This window comes from Mycobacterium sp. E183 (assembly GCF_001667735.1).
Lineage (GTDB): Bacteria > Actinomycetota > Actinomycetes > Mycobacteriales > Mycobacteriaceae > Mycobacterium.
This window is the reverse complement of record NZ_LZJN01000016.1, coordinates 29,769-45,906: the sequence shown is the minus strand read 5'-3', so window position 1 is coordinate 45,906 and position 16,138 is coordinate 29,769. Positions and strand designations below refer to the sequence as shown.

The window sequence follows — 16,138 nt, the reverse complement described above, 5'->3', positions numbered from 1 at the left end:
GGCTATTCCTCCGAACTGGCGGGCTTGACCGGGCTCTGGTTCGGGCCGTCGTCGATGGCGATGAATGCCGCGGCCGCACCTTATGTGGCATGGTTGGCCGCCGCTGCCGCCCAGGCCGGGGTGACGGCCACGCAGGCCTTTGCGGCGGCCGCGGCGTATGAGGCGGCATATCTGATGACGGTGCCGCCGCCGCTGATCGCGGAGAACCGGGCGCAACTGATGGCGTTGATCGCGACGAACTTCTTCGGGCAGAACACGCCTGCGATCGCGGCGACCGAGGCCGAGTACATGGAGATGTGGGTCCAAGATGCGGTCGCGATGTATGGGTATGCCGTCGATTCGGCGGCCGCCAGTGCCTTGCAGTCGTATAGCGAGCCGCCGCAGACGACCAACCCGGCGGGCCAGAACGCCCAGGGCGGCGCGGTAGCCCAAAGTGCTGCGAACACCGCGGGATCCCAGACGCAGTCGGTGATTCAGCAGCAGCTGACCTCGATCGCGACCCAGCAGCTGACCCCGACGACGGACACGCAACAACTGACCTCGACCGCGGCAACCCAGCAGCTGAGCTCGGCCGCGGAGAGCCAGCAGCTGGGCATGCCCATCGCGACCCAACAACTCACCCCGACGGTTTCGCAGCAGTCCGTCACGCCGACGTCGACCGCGCAGTCGGTTACGTCGACGGCGACCACGCCGCAGTCGGTTACGCCGACGTCGACCACGCAGTCGGTTACGTCGATGGCGACCACGCCGCAATCGGCTGCGCCCGCGGCGACGTCACAATCGGTCACGCCCACCGCCTCCACGCAATCGGTTGCCCCCGCGGCGACGTCACAGTCGGTCACGCCCGCCGCCACCTCGCCGCAATCGGCCGCCCCGGCGGCGTCCACACAGTCGGTGGCGCCGGCCGCGTCCCAGCCGCCGCTGTCGATCACCCACGTGATCATCAACGGCGTCGATCCGATCGACCTTCAGGGCACGATCCTGAACGGCCAAGTCGTCGAAGTCACCGCGGGCAATCCTGCCGTCACCCTGCCCGGCCAGACGCTGACCGTCGCCAGCGGCGGGCAGCTCATCATCGATGCGAACGCCAGCTACACCGACACCGGCACCCTGGCCATCAGCTCCGGCGGCGTGGTCACCGACAGCGGCACTCTGACCGTCGGCTCCGGCGGCATCCTGACCGACAGTGGCTCTCTGACCGTCAGCTCCGGCGGCGCGCTCACGGTGAGTACGGGCGGCGCCGACACCGGCTTCCTCTCGGTGACCGGCGGCGGCACGCTTACCGTCAACGGCGGCACGGTCACCGTCAACTCCGGCGGTGTCCTGACCGTGGGCACCACCACAGCCAACAGCGGCACCCTCACCATTACCGGCGGCGGCACTGTGTCCGACGGCGGGACGCTCACGGTCAACAGCGGCGGCGCCCTCAACGTCAGCACCGCGACCACCGGGGACACCGGCAGCCTCACGGTGACCGGCGGCGGCAACCTGACCGACACCGGCGGCAGTTTCACGGTCAACAGCGGCGGCACGCTCAACGTCAGCAATGCCACCGTTACCGGTGACACCGGCAGCGTCACTCTGAGCGGCACCACCCTGACCGACGGCGGGACGGTCAACGTCAACAGCGGCGGCACGCTCACCGGCGGTGTGGGATTCAGCGAGGGCGACATCACCGTCACCAGCGGCGGCACCCTGAACGTCAACAGCGGCGGCACTGTTGCCCTCAACTTCGGCGCCCTCACCGTGGACTCCGGCGGCCAGGCCTTCGACGGCGGCGCTATCACCACCGGCGCGCCCGGCACCGCGGGTGGCCTGGAGGTCTACGGCAATCTCACCGTCACCCAGGGCGGCAGCCTCACCCTCAGTTCCAGCTGCGACGCCGATATCTGGACCGGCGGCACCCTCGCCGTCAACCAGGGCGGCCAGGTCACTGCCGCCGGCGGCAATCTCATCTTCAACGGCGGCAGCCTGGTCGACAGCGGCACCGTCACCGTCAACGGCGGACAGTTCGCCGCCGGCGGCGGCACCGTGACCGTCAACAGCACCGGCGTCCTCACCTTTAACGGCGGCCAGTTCGGCCTCAGCACCAGCACCGTCAACGACTCCGGCGCGATCACGCTCAACAGCGGTACCTCCGTGCAGCTCTTGGGCACCAACACCATCACGGTCAATAGCGGCGGCACGTTCACCAACGGCATCACCCTCAACCTTCCGGTCAACACCACCATCAGTGCCAGCGGCGGGACCGTCGAAATCAGCAATGGCGGTGCCCTCACCATCCCGTCCGGCAACACCCTCGCAGTCACCCAAGGCGGCGCGCTCACTGTCGACAGTGGCGGCAGTCTGACCGTCAGCCACGGTGGTGCGGTCACGGTGGGCACGGCCAGCACCAACAGCGGCAGCTTCACGGTCGGCGGCACTGCGTCCGACGCCGGGACGGTCACGGTCGGTCACGGCGGCACGGTCACCGTCGGCACGGGTGGGACCAACACGGGCAGCCTAACCGTGACCGGCGGCGGCACCCTGTCCGACGGCGGAACGGTCACGGTCCACAGCGGCGGCACGCTGACCGTCGGCACGACGACGACCGGGGACACCGGCAGCCTTACCGTCACCGGCGGCGGCAGCCTGTCCGACGGGGGCACTCTCACCATTAATTCCGGCGGCACCCTCAACGTCAGCACCGCGACTACCGGTGACACCGGCGGCCTCACGATTACCGGTGGCGGCACTCTGTCCGACGCGGGGACGGTCACGGTCAACAACGGTGGCACGCTGACCGTGAGCACGGGTGGCACCGACACGGGCAGCCTGACAGTTGGCGGCTTCCTGAAAGACTTCGGCACGGTCGGCATCAACACCGGCGGCACTATCACCGATAACACCGGCGGCAGCGTTTTCGTCTATTCCGGTGGTACCTTCACCGACGCCGGCACCCTCAACCTGAATGGTGGTGCCCTGACCCTCTCCGGCGGCACCCTGGACGTGGCCAGCGGCGGGGTTGTCAACGACGCCGGCTCATTCTCGGTGGGCAGTGGCACCGGCACGCTGACCATCGACAATGGCGGCACCTTCACGGTCGAGAACGGCGGCTACCTGCTCAGCAACCCGGGCACCATCACCGACTCCGGCTCGGTGGTTGTCGACAATGGCGGCTATGTGGGCTTCGCCAACAGCAGCTTCAACGTCACCGACGGCGGCTCGTTGACCATTCAGTCCGGCGGCGTGTTCAGCGACAACAGCGCCATGACGGTGACCTCCGGCGGCACGGTGACCGACTCCGGTGCGTTGACGGTCCAGCCGGGCGCCACGCTGACGATCAGCCAGGGTGGTACCGACACCGGCAGCATGACGGTGACCGGCGGCGGCACTCTGTCGGACAGCGGGACGGTCACGGTCGGTCATGGCGGCGCCGTCACCGTGACCGGCGGCGGCAACCTCTACGACGCCGGCGCTGTCACCGTGAACCAAGGCGGCACCCTGACCGTGAGCACGGGTGGCACCGACACTGGCACCCTCACCGTCTACACCGGAGGCTCCGTCACCGACGGCGGCGACGTCATCGTCAACGCCGGCGGCAACCTCTACAACAGTGGGGCTTTGACGGTCACCGACGGCGGCACGCTGACGGTCAACAGCGGCGGCAGCGTGACCGACTACGGCGCCTTGACGGTCAACTCGGGCGGCACGCTCACCGACGCCGGGAATTTCGAGGTCAACGGCGGGACGATGGCCATCGACAGCGGCGGCACGGTCACCGTCGACAACGGTGGCGTCTTCTCCAACTACGGCACCCTTGTCGATTCCGGCACGCTGACCGTCGACAACGGCGGGCACCTCTACACCATCGATCCGATGACGGTCACCAACGGCGGCACACTGACCGTCGATCAGGGCGGCACGCTGTTCGACTACGGACCCTTGACGGTCGACTCGGGCGGCACCCTGACCGACAACGGCACCCTGACCATCCCTCAAACGGGCAGCCTGAGCGATGCGGGCACCCTGACCGTGGGCCCCGGCAGCACCCTGGATGACTACGGCACCCTGACCGTCAGCAGCGGCGGCACCCTGACCGACTCCGGCAGCATGATCGTCTACTCCGGCGGGACCCTCGCCGACAACGGCACACTCACTGTCAACGACGGCGGCAGCTTGGGGGTCTTCTCGGGCGGGACCCTCACCGACAGCGGCACTCTCACCGTCGATGACGGCAGCTTCCTCGGTAACTTCGGCACCACGACGGTCGATGCGGGCGGCACGCTGACCGTCGAGCACGGCGGCTCACTGGGTAACTTCGGCGGCACGATGGAAGTCAGCAGCGGCGGCACAATCAACGTCAACTCCGGCGGCACGTTCACCGAGGGCGCGGCGCTGACGATCGACCACGGCGGCGCATTGATCGACAACGGCACGCTCACCGTCAGCCCCGGCGGCGTGGTCAACGACGCCGGTGCGTTCTCCATCAACTCCGGTGGTGTGGTCACCATCGACCCCACCGGTGTCATGAGTGTCACCGGCGGGACGTTGACGGTCGACGACGGCTCCTATTTGATCGTCCACACCGGGGCCACCGTGCCGCTGAACCAGGGCGGTGCGCTGATTATCGGGCCCCACGAAATGGTCACCATCGGTCAGGGCGGCTCTTTCACGCCCAACGGCCTCGTCGGCCAGGTAATCATCAGCCCGGCGGTGCCGCCGGGCCCGGTGCCTCCGGATGCGATCGCCGGCGCGGCCTCACCCGGGCTGTCGGGGACCTCGGGTCTGTCGGGTCTCTCGGGAATCCAGTCTCAACGGGACACCAATGGGATGCTGGACATGGATCTCGACGACCTGTCCAACGTGTTGTCTGACGACCTCACCTTCACCGGCGACTAGTGCTGCAGCACAAGCGAATTCATGAATTACCTGATTCGGAGTTAGTGGTCAGCGGCGGCGCGGCGGTTTCGTCGTCGTAGTAGTCGACGGTGCCCCGCAGGGCGTCGAAGATCGCCCTGCCCTGGGCGACCAGCCCGCTGGCCACCTCGGTGAGTCCCTCGGCGCCGTTGAGCACCGTCACGTTGGCGTTGGCGAGCCCCCGCGCCGCCTTCTCGACGATCTCGGGCAGCTGATCGATCAGCGCCTTGTCCAGGGCGACCCGGTTGTGCGACGCCGCGGCCTCGGCCTGGATCTTCATCTTCTCCGCGTCGGCCACCGCCAGGATCCGCACGCGTTCGGCCTCGGCCTCGGCGGGCTTGACGACCTCGGCGACCAGCTCCTGCTGGCGCAGTTCGGCGGCGCGCTGGGCCAGCTCGGTGCGCATCTGCAACACCTCGCGCTGGGCCTCGGCCTCGGCCAGCGGGCCGGCCTGGGCCGCCTCGGCCTGCGCCTTGTCGACCTCGGCCTTGTACTGCGCCTTGACGATCGCGGTCTCCCGGGCGAATTCCGCCTGCTTGCGCTGCGACTCCTGCTCGGCTTCGGCGGCCGCCTGATTCGCCTGTGCCTGGGCGATCTGCGCCTGCTGCTGGATGGCCGCGTTGTGCGGCGCCGACATCGCGTTGATGTAGCCGAGCCCGTCGTCGTCGATGGACTGGATCTGCAACGCGTCGACCGTGAGGCCGATCCGGGCCATCTCCTCCTTGGAGCCGTCGAGGACCTCGGTCGCCAGCTTCTGGCGTTCCCGGATGATCTGCTCGACGGTCATCGAGCCGATGATCGATCGCAGGTGGCCGGCGAAGATGCGCCCGGTCAGCACGGACATCTGGTCCTGTTCGGACAGGAATCGCTGCGCGGCGCTGATGATGCTTTCGGTGTCGTTGCCGACCTTGAAGGCGATCACCGCACGGACGTTGAGCGTGATGCCCTGCTGGGTCACGCATTTCTCGGCGACCTCGGCCTCACACATCGCCAGCGTGAGGAAGCGGGCCTTGCGGAAGAACGGCATGATGAAGGCGCCGTGGCCGGTGACGACGCGGAAGGGGGCGTTGCTCTTGCTTCGGCCGCCGGAGATCAGCATCGCCTCGTCGGGGGAGGGCACTTTGTAACCGAGCATCGGAACTCCTTTTGGGTTTCGCTGTTGTATCCCGGGCGATCCGGGTCGTCAATTCAGATCACGCGAGTTCGTGCCAGGGTTCGACGGTTACCGTCCGGGCTCCCCTGACCTCCACCACCAGCACCCGTGCGCCCTTGGGCAAGGGGTCGTCGGACCACGCCAGGAAGGCCTCCTTGGCGCCCCGCACGGTGACCAGCACCTCGCCGGCCCCGCGGTCGCCGCGGGTCGCCACGGTCAACGTCCCCACGCAGCCGATTGCCGAGGCGTCGCTCACGAACGCATACTCCCGCATCGGGATTGCAGGCGTCGGGTTTCGTCTAAACGGGACCCGCGGTGAGGGTAACGACGTTGTTGCGGCTCTCCCGGGCCTTGATCCGGGACACCCAGACGCGGCCACCGGTCGCCCGCGCGACGATGCTTTCCACCGTCTCGAACGTCCATGCGGCCGTGCCCGCCATTGCGGTGTCGTCCATGATCCGCAGGTCGATGACGCCCCGGTCGGCCAGCAGCTCGAACAGGTCGCGTTGCGGGTCGTCGACGGCGATCAGCGTGGTGTGGTCGAACTGGTCCCGCAGCGCCGTCTTGACCTCGTCCAGTGTGACTTCGTCGATCACCGCGTCGGTCCCGGCTTCGGTTTCGGCACAGGCGAATTCGATGTCGAAGGCCCGTTCATAGCCGTGCAGGAAGAAACGCTTGCCTTGGTTGGCCCACGAGCGGTGGCAGCAGGGCAGGTTGTCGAACAACCTGCGCAGGTGGAACCTGGCCGTGCGACCCAGCGGGGCGTCGGCACGGTGGATCGTGGCCACGCGGGCCCCATCGGCGAAAACGGTGTTACGCATGGTGGTCAGCGTCCGGCGCCGGCCTTGCGGGATTCTCCATGGATTCTTGGAGCCAACGGCGGCCTATCGTGGTGATATGAACGTCGGTCCGGGAACGAGGTCGACAATCGCCGCGGCCATGCTGGCCGCCGCCGCGCTGCTTTCCGCGGCCCCGGCGGCCGCCGACCCGTCCGACGACGCCTTCCTGGGCGCCCTGGCAGACAACGGGATCGTCGTGAACGACCCGATCACCATGGCGCGCTCGGTCTGCGCGGGGCTCGACAGGAACCAGAAGACGAGCGTCGTGGCGATGAAGGTGATGAAGGACACCAGTCTTTCGGCGCGCCAAGCCGGATTCTTCGTCGGGCTCTCGGTGTCCGCCTACTGCCCGCAGTACAAGGGGCAGACGGACGGTTCGTTGGACTGGCTGAATCCGCTGCCCCCGCTTATGTGAGCTGAGCGGCTAGACCCAGTACGGGACGCGGGCGCGGTACTGCCGCATCGCGAACGCCGCCAGCACCCAGCCGACGGCGGTCAGCGCCGCCACCACGGCCCAGTGCCGCAGCTCCTGGTGGGCGCCCAGCAACGGGGCCCGCACGATGTCGAGATAGTGCAGCAGCGGGTTGAGTTCGACGATGCGCGACCAGCGCCCAGCGCCCTCCTGCCGCAACGTGTCGTCGTTCCAGATGATCGGCGTCATGAAGAACAGCAACTGCACCACCGAGAACAGCAGCGGACCGATGTCGCGATAGCGGGTGGCCAGGATGCCGAAACACAGTGACACCCAAATGCAATTGAGCACGATCAGCCCGAGCGCCGGGATGACCGACAGATCCGCCCACGACCACGGCTTGGGGTAGATGACCGCGATGACGGCGTAGATGACGATGTTGTGCGCGAACAGGATCATCTGCCGCCACACCAGCCGGTAGACGTGCACGGACAGCGGGGTGGGGAGTTGCTTGATCAGTCCCTCGTTGGCCACGAAGACGTCGGCACCCTCCAGGATGGCCGCGTTGATCAGGTTCCAGACGATCAGGCCGAGCGTGACGTACGGCAGGTGCACGGCGAGCTCGAGGTGAAACAGCTTGGAGTACAGGCCGCCCATCGCGACGGCGGTGGTGCCGGTCGCGATGGTGATCCAGAACGGGCCCAGCACCGAGCGGCGGTAGCGCTGCTTGATGTCCTGCCAGCCCAGGTGCAGCCACAGCTCGTGCCGGCGGAAGCCGGCGACCAGGTCGGCGCGGGCGCGGGTGAAGGTCCGCGACTGGGCGGCGGCGTCCAGAAACGTCATCGCGATCCTCCAGGTTCCGACGGTGGCGACCCGCTTCGAGGTTTGCCGAACTGCTCGCGACGGCCCAAGCGCCGCAAGCGAATCCACTCAGCGAGGCCCTTGGGATCGCGGCGGGTCACCACGAAGTACCAGCCGAACCGAACCCACTCCTGGAGCTGCAGCTTGCGCAGGCCGGGCTGCGACAGAAGGTAGCCGCGGTTGCGGTAGGTGTAGAACCGCTTGGTGGGGTCGTCGGGGTATTGGGTGTGCATGCGTCCGCCCAGGATCGGCCGGAATTCCGCCGAGCCGCAGGGGTGGAGGTAGATCGCGTCCAGGCAGGTGCCGAACGGCAGGCCCGACCGCACCAGCCGGCGATGCATCTCGACTTCGTCGCCGCGGATGAACAGACGCAGGTCGGGAACGCCGATCGCCTCGAGCGTGGCCGCCCGGAACAACGCACCGTTGAACAGAGACGCGATTCCGGGCAGCAGGTCCTGTCCGGCCTCGGTGCGCAATTCGCTTGTCCGCCTGCGCCATACCAGCCCGCGGCGCAACGGAAACGCCAGCCGCTCCGGGTCGTCCATGTTGCACACCATCGGCGACACCTCGGCCAGGGCGTGCTTTTCGGCGCACGCCAGCAAGGTGGCCAGCACGCGCGCGTCCTGCGGCCGCCCGTCGTCGTCGGCCAGCCACACCCAGTCGGCGCCCTGCGCCAACGCATGCAACATGCCCAACGCGAAACCGCCTGCGCCGCCCAGGTTTCGGCGCGAGGGCAGGTAGGTGGTCGGGATCGGCTGGCCGGCCACCAGGTCGCGGACCCGGCCGTCACCGCCCCCGTCGTTGTCGACGACGATGAGGTGGTCGGGTACCCGGGTCTGGCTGCTCAGGGTGCCCAGCGATTTGGCCAGTTCGTCGGGACGCCGGTGGGTGACGACGACGGCGAAGATGGAGTCACTCATCCCCGGACGCTCTTTGTGCCAGCGGATTGTCCGCGGCCGTCTCGGCGAGCACCTCGCGCACGTGCCGGGCCGCGTCCTCGCCCTCGTAGGCGCGCACCACGTCTTCGATGCCGCCGGACATGCGGATAACGCCGTGGTCGATCCACATCGCCGTCTTGCACAGCCGGGCGAGGAATTCGTTGGAATGGCTGGCGAACACCAGGATTCCGGACCGCTCCACCAAACTCTGCAACCTGGATTGCGCCTTCTTCATGAAGTCGGCGTCGACCGCGCCCAAACCCTCGTCGAGCAACAGGATTTCGGGGTCGATGCTGGTGACCACGCCCATGGCCAGCCGCACCCGCATCCCGGTGGAGTACGTGCGCAGCGGCATAGACAGGTAATCACCGAGCTCGGTGAACTCGGCGATCTCGTCCACCTTGGCCATCATCTGCTTGCGGGTCTGCCCCAGGAACAGCCCGCGGATGATGATGTTCTCGTAGCCGGAGATCTCGGGATCCATGCCGACGCCCAGATCGAAGATGGGCGCGACCCGGCCGGTGACCTTCGCCCAGCCGCGGGTGGGTTCATAGATGCCCGAAAGCAGTCGCAGCAGAGTCGATTTGCCCGCGCCGTTATGGCCGACCAGGCCGACACGGTCGCCCAACTCCAGCGACATGGTGATGTCGCGCAGCGCCTCGACGACGACCACGTTGGAACTGTTGCGGCCGATGGTGCCGCCCGCCTTGCCCAGGAAGGCTTTCTTCAGGGAGCGCGACTTCGCGTCGAAAATGGGGAATTCCACCCACGCGTTGTGCGTCTCGATGTGAGGACCCGCCACCGTGCTTCGCTTAGAGGTATTGGCCGTGTCCGGAGCCGCCCGGCTTGCCGACGCCGGGGGGCAGCGCGCCCTGGCGCATGTTCTCCAGCTGCGCGCGGGCGGCCATCTGCTGGGCGAACAGCGCGGTCTGGATGCCGTGGAACAACCCTTCCAGCCAGCCGACCAACTGGGCCTGGGCGATCCGCAATTCGGCGTCCGAGGGCGCCGTGTCCTCGTTGAACGGCAGGGTGAGGCGGTCGAGCTCCTCGCGCAGTTCGGGCGCCAGGCCTTCTTCCAGTTCGCGGATGCTGGTCGCGTGGATCTCGCGCAGCCGGTTGCGGCTGGCCTCGTCGAGCGGTGCGGCGCGCACCTCCTCGAGCAGTTGCTTGATCATCGTCCCGATGCGCATCACCTTGGCGGGCTGCTCAACCAGATCGGTCAGGGAGCGCTCGTCGGAGTCGTCCTCCGCCACCGCCGTGATCCGCGGGTCGACGCCGCCGATGATCTCGATGCCGTCGTCGTCGTTGCGGGTACTCAATCCTTCACCATCCTTTGCGGACTAAGAGTGCGGCGCCGCGCCGATTCCGCGCCATTCGTAGATTCGGGCTCCACCGTTGTCGTAGATCAGCGCCCACGACTTCGATTTATCCAGTGAGACTAGTCCGTCGGGTACGGCGAAGCCCCGGACCGTCGGCGTGCTGGTGTAGACGTACCGAATATTGAGCGCTTTGATCGCCTCGACCACCCGCGGATCGGCATCGCCCTTGCGGGCGCCGGCCCAGAAGATGTACCGGTTGGGGCCGGGGCCCATCTGCTGCGGGTAGTCGTAATGGGTCCACAGCGGGTGCAGGTCGGCGACGGCGTACATCCACGCCGTGCCGTCGGTGTTGGCGTTGCCGATCACGGTGGTGTGCGCCCCGGGCAGCGTGGCCAGGTACGCCATGGCCATCAGGTCGCGTTGGTCGATCATCACGGAGTCGTACTTGTCGCCGAACAAGACCAGGTGCCGATAGAAGTAGTGCCGCGCGGTGAACACGGTTGTCACCAGCAGCAGGACCGCCGTGGCCGCGGTCCAGGCCGGCGCGGGCAAGGGTTTGAATCGGCGGTCGGCGACCCGCTTGGCCGCGGCAACCACCACCGTCACCACCAGGAATAGGGCGAGCCCCGCCATCGGCATGAGCAGCAGGGTGATTGCGGCCGAGATCCTGCGCGGGTCCTTGTAGAAGAACTCCCCGAACGCGCCGGCTATCGCCCCGACCGGGCCGCCGAGCGGCGTCCCCGCGTCGACGTCGACGACCACCAGCAACGCCCAGAGCGCCAGCGGCCACCAAATCCTCTTGTAGGCGAAGATGATCCCGCCGGCGATCGCCAGCGCCATGAGCCCGTACTGGTACGGGAAGTCGTTGAGGTGACGCGAATGCTGGAAGACGGCGTCCCACACCCCGCGCTTCTTGCTGAGCTTGGTCAGAAACGAGTGCCCGGCGATGATGTCTTCCTGTTGACGGACGCTGATGAACTGCGGCAGCAGAATCAGCCCGGTGGCCACGGTCACGGCGGCGAGCGTCGCCACGTCGGGAATCCGTCCCCGCACCGGACGCCACAACACATCCATCAGCCACCAGGCGACCAGGAACAGGACGACGATGAACCCGCCGGTCAGGTGGACGGACATCAGCCCGACGAACGCCAGCACCGCCAGCGGGATGCGATCGCGATGGCGCAGCGTGGAGGCGATCAGCACGAACGTCGGGACGGCGACACCGTAGGCGGCCAGGTTGGGCATCGCGGCGACGCCGAACTCGACGTAGGGCAGGGCGGTGAACGACACCGACAGCGCGGCGGCGGTGGCGGCCACGCCGGCGGTGCGCCATTCGCCCCAATGGGGGCGCAGCAGCCGCCAGGTCAGCATCGCCGCGCTGGTCGGAAACAGCCACACCGAGGCCGCCACGGAGCTCAGCGTGTAGCCCGTGGTCGGGGCCGCTCCGGTGAGCTGACAGAACACCGCGGACAGGGCGTGAAACACCGACGGGTAGTACAGCGTCTGATGCGTCTCGACGTTGCGCAGCTCGCCCATGTGCGTCGACGACGCCTGCCCGGTGTCGAGGATGAACCGGATCTCGTTGGCATGCCACACGGCGTCCCAGGTGCTCGGGATGGTCTGCCAGTGGGCGGCCAGGCCGCGATAGGCCGCCCACATGATCAGCAGCGCCCCGAGCAGCACCCCGGCCGCCACCATCAGCGCCGGCCAGCGGCCGATCCCGCGGGCCTCGGCCTCGGTGTCGCGGTACCGGCCGAGCAGCAGCTGCAGGACAACCATCACCAGGCACACGGCAATCAGCGTCGCCAGCGCGGTCCAGCCGTTCCAGGGGATTCCGACGGCGCCGAACGGAATGATCGCCAGCGCGACCGCGCCGTAGGTCAGCGCCGGGCCGACCGCGACCGCGATGGGCCAACTCAGCTGACTGATTCGCGCGATGATCGATCCGGGGGCTATCAGCAAGAACAATGCGATCAGCGTTCCGAACCAGAGGCCCACTCGACTAGTATGGCTGGCCGGGTGCCCTGCCTCGGGAAGCCACCGGTTGGCCGGAACGTCTGCAGCACCCGCTACGGTCACAGTTTCGCGGAAATGCGCAAGCTCTAAGGTGGCTGGCATGGCTTACGACGTCGCCCGGGTGCGCGGACTGCATCCGTCGCTGGGTGACGGGTGGGTGCACTTTGACGCGCCGACCGGGATGCTCATCCCCGATTCCGTCGCGACCACCGTTTCCACCGCCTTCCGGCGATCCAGTGCCACCACCGTGGGCGCGCATCCGTCGGCGCAGCGCAGCGCCGCCATCCTCGAGGCCGCGCGGGCGGCGGTCGCCGACCTGTTCAACGTGGACCCGGCCGGCGTCGTGCTGGGGGCCGACCGGGCGATCTTGCTCTCGGCGCTGGCCGAGGCGTCGTCGTCTCGGGCCGGACTGGGCTACGAGGTGATCGTCAGCCGCCTGGACGACGAAGCGAACATCGCCCCGTGGCTGCGCGCGGCGCACCGCTATGGCGCCAAGGTGAAGTGGGCCGAGATCGACATCGAGACCGGCGAGCTGCCGACCTGGCAGTGGGAGGGCCTGATCGGGAAGTCGACCAGGCTGGTGGCCGTCGCCTCCGCGTCCGCCGCGCTGGGCACCGTCACCGACCTGCGGGCGATGACCAAGTTGGTCCACGACGTCGGCGGGCTGGTGGTGGTCGATCATTCCGCCGCTGCGCCGTACCGGTTGCTCGACTTGAAGGAGACCGACGCCGACGTGGTCGCGGTGAACGCCCTGGCGTGGGGCGGCCCGCCGATCGGCGCGGTGGTGTTCCGTGACCCGGCGCTGCTGAGTTCGTTCGGCTCCATCTCCACCGATCCGAAGGCCACTGGCGCGGCGCGGCTCGAGATCGGCGCGCACCAGTTCGGTCTGCTGGCCGGGGTGGTCGCCAGCATCGAGTATCTGGCGGCGCTCGACGAGTCCGCCCGCGGCAGCCGGCGCGAGCGTCTGTCGGTGTCGATGCAATCGGCCGGCTTGTACATGAACCGGATCTTCGATTACCTCATGGTGGCGCTGCGCTCGCTGCCGCTGGTCATGGTGATCGGCCGTCCGGAGGTGCGGATACCGGTGGTCAGCTTCGCCCTGAACGGCGTGCCCGCCGAGCGGGTGGTGCAGCGGCTGGCGGACAACGGGATTCTGGCCGTCACGTGCGAGAACTCCCGCGCGCTCGACGTGTTGGGCGTCAACGACATCGGCGGCGCCGTCACCATCGGGCTGGCGCACTACTCGACGACGGCCGAGGTCGACCAGCTGGTGCGCGCCCTGGCGTCCCTCGGCTAGCCTCGCTTCCCTCCCGGGTTTTCCTGCCGGGCTCGCGAGTGCGGCTACGGCTTTCCGTGTGCGCTCATGGCGCGAATTCCGCGGAAACGGCGCCCTCACAGCACACTCGAAGCCCTCAACGCACGCTCGACGGGCCGGGCTGGGTACCGCGACCGCCGGCTAGACCGTGAGCACGACCTTCCCGGTCACCTTGCTCGCGGTCAGCTGTTGATGTGCCTCCCCGGCCTGCTGGATGGGCAGGCGGGCGCCGATGATCGGGCGGACGCGGCCCTCGGCGATCATCGGCCACACCGACCCGATCACCGCCTGCACGATCTCCGTCTTGCTGTTGGGTCCGGTGACCGGCCGGGCGCGCAGCGTGGTGCCGATGACCCGGGCACGCTTCATCAACAGCTTGCCGATATTGAGCTCGCCCTTGATGCCACCCTGCATGCCGATGATGACCAGCTGCCCGTCGGTGGCCAGGGCGTCGATGTTGCGGTCCAGGTAGGCGGCGCCCATGATGTCGAAAATCACGTCGGCGCCGCCGCTTTCCCGGAGCCGCTCGACGAAGTCCTCGTCGCGGTAGTTGATCGTGATCTCGGCGCCCAGCTCGCGGCAGAATTCGAGCTTCTCCGCCGAACCGGCCGTGACGGCCACCCGCGCGCCCAGCGCGCGAGCGACCTGGATCGCGTGGGTCCCGATGCCGCTGGCGCCGCCGTGCATCAGCAGCAGCTGGCCCTTGCCCAAATGGGCCGTCAGCACCAGGTTCGACCACACCGTGCAGGCCACCTCCGGCAGCCCCGCGGCGTCGATGAGGTCGACACGAGAGGGAATCGGCATCACCTGACCGGCGGGCACGGCGACGTACTCGGCGTATCCGCCGCCGGCCAGCAGCGCGCAAACCTCTTGTCTCGCAGACCAATCAGTGACGCCCTCGCCCGCTTCGGCGACGACGCCGGACACCTCCATGCCGATGATTTCGCTGGCCCCCGGCGGGGGCGGATACTTGCCCGCCGCCTGCAGCACGTCCGCCCGGTTCACGCCGGCCGCGGCGACCTTGATCAGCACCTCGCCGGGCCCGGCGGACACGTCGGGCACCTCTTGCCAGGAGAGCTCATCGGGGGATTCGGCGACGATTGCGCGCATGGTGGCCACGCTACCGAGTCCCGCTACCCTTATCTGCGGTGGCGTGGCAGAGCGGCCTAATGCACTCGCCTTGAAAGCGAGAGACGGCTAACACCGTCCGGGGGTTCAAATCCCTCCGCCACCGCGCATGTCAGTCGTGGGCTAATGCAGCGTCGGCGCGTAGCGAAGCAGGGCACCGACACCGTTGGCCGGGGCGATCCGCTCGTCGGTGCGCACCAGCGCCGCGCCGACGGAGATCGCGAACACCGGCAGGGCCTCGTCGGCGCGCAGCGTCTTCGCCGGGGCCGCACCCTGTTCGGACAGCACGTTTTCGTTGGGGGCCACTGTCGTCAGGTCCGCGTCGGCGACGACGGTGGCGTCACCGATGTCACCGACGATCAACGTGTCGACCGCGCCCTGGCGCAGGGCCGAGCAGACCGCGTCCAGCCCCTCGGCGGCCAGCCCGGACTGCCGGCCCACCTCGGCGGTGAAACGCTCGGCGGCAGCGTCGATCACGTCCAGATGCCGCCGCAGGCACGCGGATTCGATGGCCCGCTGCAACTCGTCGGCGTCATGGCCGCTGTGGCGCGCGCCGACCTGCAACTGCTCGGCGTGCCGGCTGATCCGCTCGGGCAGTTCGGCGAGCAGGTCCGACCGCGAGCTGACCTCGCCGACGATCAGGACGAGGTCGAGGTTCGCCGCGTCGACGAGTTCCCCGATCCGGTCGGCCACCGCGCGCATGTTCTTGCGGGCGGCCTCGTCGGTGCGCAGCTGAGGATCCCCGTAACCGGCGGTTTCCGCCCCGCTCGCGTGGTGGACGGGGAACCCGCCACCGTCGACGGTCTCGGAGCGTAGCGCGCCGCCGACCTTGCGGGTGATGTCGGCGCCCGTGTGGTCGACCTCCACCAACAGATAGTCGGGTTGATGGAAGCCGTGCTCGACAATCGGCATGACGTAAGGCAATTCGGAGACCCGCACGATCTGCTGCGACGGTGGCCGCAGCAGGTGTTCGTTCAGCAGCACGCCGTCGGCGCCGGCCACAACGGCGCGGCCGCTGCGCCCGATCGGCGGCCGCAGGTCCATCACCGCGCGCCCGATCTCGTCGACCACCTCCTCGGCGGCGCCCCGCGTTTCGAGGTCCTCCTTCAACGCCCGCCACTTGAGCTCGAGCTGAGCCTCGGCGTCGTGGGTGTCATGCGAGTCGTCGAAGTAGACCGATGCGAACGGCCCTGAGGCGTCGAGCAACTTGCGGAAGCGGTCAGAGTCCATGCCTTGCCGGGTGCCCCGCCGATCGGGC

Annotated in this window: 13 protein-coding genes and 1 tRNA gene; 4 read left to right on the top strand and 10 right to left on the bottom strand. The window is 68.3% G+C overall.

Features of this window, described 5'->3' with window-relative positions; all coding sequences use genetic code 11:
• Positions 1–15: 15 nt before the first annotated feature.
• Positions 16–4,881 (top strand): PPE domain-containing protein, encoded by a 4,866-nt coding sequence (locus tag A5691_RS28975; protein ID WP_304528530.1) that lies wholly within the window; start codon positions 16–18, stop codon positions 4,879–4,881.
• Positions 4,882–4,900: 19 nt separating this feature from the next.
• Here A5691_RS28975 and A5691_RS01870 read toward each other — a convergent pair whose 3' ends face one another.
• Genes A5691_RS01870 through A5691_RS01860 form a run of 3 tightly spaced genes read right to left on the bottom strand, consistent with a single transcriptional unit; the run spans position 4,901 to position 6,873 of the window.
• Positions 4,901–6,034, bottom strand: coding sequence for a flotillin family protein (locus tag A5691_RS01870; RefSeq protein ID WP_067760618.1), 1,134 nt, complete (start codon positions 6,032–6,034; stop codon positions 4,901–4,903).
• 58 nt (positions 6,035–6,092) lie between these two features.
• Complete coding sequence (locus tag A5691_RS01865; protein WP_082950091.1) at positions 6,093–6,308, bottom strand: hypothetical protein; 216 nt, start codon at positions 6,306–6,308, stop codon at positions 6,093–6,095.
• 43 nt (positions 6,309–6,351) lie between these two features.
• Positions 6,352–6,873: a 6-carboxytetrahydropterin synthase gene (locus tag A5691_RS01860; RefSeq protein WP_067760622.1), complete on the bottom strand. Its 522-nt coding sequence runs from the start codon at positions 6,871–6,873 to the stop codon at positions 6,352–6,354.
• A 76-nt stretch (positions 6,874–6,949) separates the two neighbouring features.
• Between A5691_RS01860 and A5691_RS01855 the strand changes: the two genes are divergently transcribed.
• Positions 6,950–7,306 carry a DUF732 domain-containing protein gene (locus A5691_RS01855; protein ID WP_067760624.1) on the top strand — a complete coding sequence of 119 codons (357 nt, stop codon included), beginning with the start codon at positions 6,950–6,952 and terminating at the stop codon, positions 7,304–7,306.
• Between the two features lie 9 nt (positions 7,307–7,315).
• On the opposite strand, the gene A5691_RS01850 is transcribed toward A5691_RS01855, so the two are convergent.
• Genes A5691_RS01850 through A5691_RS01830 form a run of 5 tightly spaced genes read right to left on the bottom strand, consistent with a single transcriptional unit; the run spans position 7,316 to position 12,419 of the window.
• Positions 7,316–8,146, bottom strand: a complete 831-nt coding sequence (locus A5691_RS01850; RefSeq protein ID WP_068017492.1) for an ABC transporter permease — start codon at positions 8,144–8,146, stop codon at positions 7,316–7,318.
• Positions 8,143–9,084 carry a glycosyltransferase gene (locus tag A5691_RS01845; protein ID WP_068017489.1) on the bottom strand — a complete coding sequence of 314 codons (942 nt, stop codon included), beginning with the start codon at positions 9,082–9,084 and terminating at the stop codon, positions 8,143–8,145. The genes A5691_RS01850 and A5691_RS01845 overlap by 4 nt, the downstream gene beginning before the upstream one ends.
• Positions 9,077–9,904, bottom strand: coding sequence for an ABC transporter ATP-binding protein (locus A5691_RS01840; RefSeq protein WP_067268672.1), 828 nt, complete (start codon positions 9,902–9,904; stop codon positions 9,077–9,079). Before A5691_RS01840 ends, A5691_RS01845 begins: the two co-directional genes overlap by 8 nt.
• Positions 9,905–9,914: 10 nt before the next feature.
• Positions 9,915–10,421 carry a bacterial proteasome activator family protein gene (locus tag A5691_RS01835; protein ID WP_067760630.1) on the bottom strand — a complete coding sequence of 169 codons (507 nt, stop codon included), beginning with the start codon at positions 10,419–10,421 and terminating at the stop codon, positions 9,915–9,917.
• Positions 10,422–10,442: 21 nt separating this feature from the next.
• Positions 10,443–12,419, bottom strand: a complete 1,977-nt coding sequence (locus A5691_RS01830) for a DUF6541 family protein (RefSeq protein WP_068017486.1) — start codon at positions 12,417–12,419, stop codon at positions 10,443–10,445.
• A gap of 118 nt (positions 12,420–12,537) precedes the next feature.
• On the opposite strand from A5691_RS01830, the gene A5691_RS01825 reads away from it, so the two are divergent.
• Positions 12,538–13,734: a cysteine desulfurase-like protein gene (locus tag A5691_RS01825; protein ID WP_068017483.1), complete on the top strand. Its 1,197-nt coding sequence runs from the start codon at positions 12,538–12,540 to the stop codon at positions 13,732–13,734.
• 159 nt (positions 13,735–13,893) lie between these two features.
• On the opposite strand, the gene A5691_RS01820 is transcribed toward A5691_RS01825, so the two are convergent.
• A complete protein-coding gene (locus tag A5691_RS01820) occupies positions 13,894–14,862 on the bottom strand; it encodes an NAD(P)H-quinone oxidoreductase (protein WP_068017499.1) in 969 nt (322 codons plus the stop codon).
• A gap of 37 nt (positions 14,863–14,899) precedes the next feature.
• Between A5691_RS01820 and A5691_RS01815 the strand changes: the two genes are divergently transcribed.
• Positions 14,900–14,986 (top strand) — tRNA-Ser (locus A5691_RS01815).
• Positions 14,987–15,003: 17 nt separating this feature from the next.
• On the opposite strand, the gene A5691_RS01810 is transcribed toward A5691_RS01815, so the two are convergent.
• Positions 15,004–16,110, bottom strand: a complete 1,107-nt coding sequence (locus tag A5691_RS01810) for a hypothetical protein (protein WP_068017480.1) — start codon at positions 16,108–16,110, stop codon at positions 15,004–15,006.
• Between the last annotated feature and the right edge of the window lie 28 nt (positions 16,111–16,138).